Source organism: Nocardioides sp., from assembly GCF_035429765.1.
In the GTDB taxonomy this organism is placed as follows: Bacteria; Actinomycetota; Actinomycetes; order Propionibacteriales; family Nocardioidaceae; genus Nocardioides.
On sequence record NZ_DAOMFK010000291.1, the window covers coordinates 1 to 2,674 of the forward strand.

4 protein-coding genes are annotated in these 2,674 nt (G+C 72.6%); all 4 read right to left on the reverse strand.

The annotated features are described in order from the left end of the window. Positions 1-1,529, reverse strand: a 1,529-nt coding sequence (obgE, locus tag PLP61_RS16330) for a GTPase ObgE (protein ID WP_324503823.1), incomplete at its 3' end; no start/stop codon positions are given. Between the two features lie 189 nt (positions 1,530-1,718). Then, a complete protein-coding gene (rpmA, locus tag PLP61_RS16335; protein ID WP_324503824.1) occupies positions 1,719-1,973 on the reverse strand; it encodes a 50S ribosomal protein L27 in 255 nt (84 codons plus the stop codon). 33 nt (positions 1,974-2,006) lie between these two features. Beyond that, a complete protein-coding gene (rplU, locus tag PLP61_RS16340; RefSeq protein ID WP_324503825.1) occupies positions 2,007-2,309 on the reverse strand; it encodes a 50S ribosomal protein L21 in 303 nt (100 codons plus the stop codon). A 178-nt stretch (positions 2,310-2,487) separates the two neighbouring features. Continuing rightward, on the reverse strand, positions 2,488-2,674 hold a 187-nt coding region (locus PLP61_RS16345), incomplete at its 5' end, for a hypothetical protein (RefSeq protein WP_324503826.1).

A 2,674-nucleotide genomic window follows, 5' to 3' on the forward strand; every position in this document is an offset into this window, starting at 1 on the left:
CGATCGCCTTCGCCCTCGGCGCGGTCCGGGCCGTCGCGTCCACCGCTCTCGTAGGACCCCGGCCCGCGGTCGCCCCGGTCGACGCGGCGGGCCACGTCGGCACGGGTCTCACCCTCGGCCCGCGACGGCATCCCGGCGTCGATCTCCCGGCGGCGCCGCGCCGCGGGGCGGGACTCCTCGAAACGGTGGTCCTCGCCGCGGCGCCCGAGCGCCTCGGCCCCGGCCTGGACACTGGGCCGGAAGTCGAAGACGACGGAGTCTGACGGGTCGCCGATCAGGACCGTGTCCCCCTCCTCGGCGCCGAGCGCGACGAGCCGGTCCTCCACCCCGAGCCGGTTCAGCCGGTCGGCGAGAAAGCCGACCGCCTCGTCGTTGGAGAAGTCGGTCTGCCGCACCCACCTCTCGGGCTTGGTGCCACGGACCCGCCACCCCTGCGCAGTCCCGGTGACGGAGAACTCGTCCCCGCCGTCGGCCGACGCCGGGCGCAGCACGATCCGCTGCGGAGGCGCGGCCGGCCGGTCGTGACGGGCCTCCTCGACGAGGCTCGCCATCGCGTAGGTCAGCTCGCGCAGTCCCTCGCCCGAGGCCGCGGAGACCAGGAAGACGCGCAAGCCCCGGGCGGAGAGCTCCTCGACGACCATCGAGGCGATCTCCCGGCCGTCTGGCACGTCGACCTTGTTGAGGGCGACCAGCCGGGGCCGACCCTCGAGTCCGCCGTACCGGGCCAGCTCGTCCTCCATCACGTCCAGGTCGTCGACCGGGTTGCGTCCGGGGTCGAGGGTGGCGGTGTCGACCACGTGCACCAGGGCGGCGCAGCGCTCGATGTGCCGCAGGAAGTCGTGCCCGAGCCCACGGCCCTCGGCCGCACCCTCGATCAGGCCGGGGACGTCGGCGACGGTGAACGTGGTGTCCCCGGCGCGGACGACGCCGAGGTGGGGCACCAGCGTGGTGAAGGGGTAGTCGGCGATCTTCGGGCGTGCGCGGGAGATCGCGGCCACCAGCGACGACTTGCCGGCGCTGGGGTAGCCGACCAGACCCACGTCCGCGACCACCTTGAGCTCCAGCACGATGTCGCGCTCCTCGCCGGGCTCGCCGAGCAGGGCGAACCCCGGGGCCTTGCGACGGGCGCTGGCCAGAGCCGCGTTGCCCAGCCCGCCGCGGCCTCCGGTGGCCACGACCAGCTCGGTCCCTGGGCCCACCAGGTCGGCGAGCACCCGGCCGGAGGGGTCGCTGACGACGGTGCCGTCGGGGACGGGGAGCACGAGGTCGGCCCCGTGCGAGCCGTTGCGGTGCCCGCCGGCACCGTGGCCGCCGTGCTCGGCGCGACGGCGCGGAGAGTGGTGGTAGTCGATGAGCGTGGTGACGTCGGGGTCGACCCGCAGCACCACCGAGCCCCCCGGGCCGCCGTTGCCGCCGTCGGGTCCACCCAGCGGTTTGAACTTCTCACGGTGCACCGAGGCCACGCCGTTGCCACCGCGACCCGCGGCCACGTGCAGCGTCACCTGGTCGACGAACGTCGGAACGGCCATGGGCTACCTCTCCTCGGTTCTGGTGCGGCTGCCGGATTCCCCGCCCAGGCGGGGAATCCTGCACTTCGTGGGGGTTGCGACGGCCAACAAGTGCCAACATCCCCGCTCAGGCGGGGAATCCGGCAACGCACAAGGGCGCCCCGGTCGGGGCGCCCTTGGACAGGTTCAGCGATCCGGGGAGGTGCGTGGTCACTCGCTCGGTACGACGTTCACGACCCGGCGGCCGCGCTTGGTGCCGAACTGCACGTTGCCGGCCACGAGCGCGAAGAGGGTGTCGTCGCCACCGCGTCCGACCCCGCTGCCGGGGTGGAAGTGCGTGCCGCGCTGGCGCACGATGATCTCACCGGCGTTGACCAGCTGGCCGCCGTACCGCTTGACGCCGAGGCGCTGGGAGTTCGAGTCGCGACCGTTCTTGGTCGAGGCCGCACCCTTCTTGTGTGCCATTGCTCTAGTCCTTCGTGGTGGTGGGGCTCGTGGTCAGGCGTTGATCTCGAGGACCTTGACCTGGGTGTACTTCTGACGGTGCCCCTGGCGCTTCTTGTAACCGGTCTTGTTCTTGTACTTCTGGATGACGATCTTGGGGCCCTTGGTCGCGCCGAGGACCTCCGCGGTCACCGACGCCTTGTCCAGGCCGCTGGTGGTGACGGACTCCCCGTCGACCAGCAGGACCACGGGCAGGGTCACGGTCTCGCCGACACCGCTCTCGACCTTGTCGATCTCGATGACGTCGCCCACGGCAACCTTCTGCTGCTTGCTGCCACTGCGCACGATGGCGTACACCGCGACTCACTTTCCTCGTCGGACTCTGACACTGCACTGCGACCCGCGGCTGCGCACGCGCTCGCCGGCCTCACCGGCGTGGGGAGCGTGCGGGACGCACAGGAGGGCGTGCGGGCACGCCGAGGGGCAATACTACGGTTCCGGCCGTACCTGGCGCAAAACGGCCGAGTCCCGCGGGTCAGCGCTTGCGCGTCCCCTTCTTCTTGATCGGCACGTGCTCCACGTGCGGCTCCTCACCCGGGTCGGGGGTGCCGGGCTCGAGGCCGGCGGTTCCCGGCTCGACCACGCCACTGGTGGGCGGCTCTCCCACCGCACCGAGGCCGGGTGGGCCCGCCGGGCGGCTGGCGCTGCGCCGGCGGGTCCGG

Bases quoted from the DNA above. Each gene is read 5' to 3' on its own strand.
- rpmA (WP_324503824.1), bottom strand. From the start codon at position 1,973: ATGGCACACAAGAAGGGTGCGGCCTCGACCAAGAACGGTCGCGACTCG.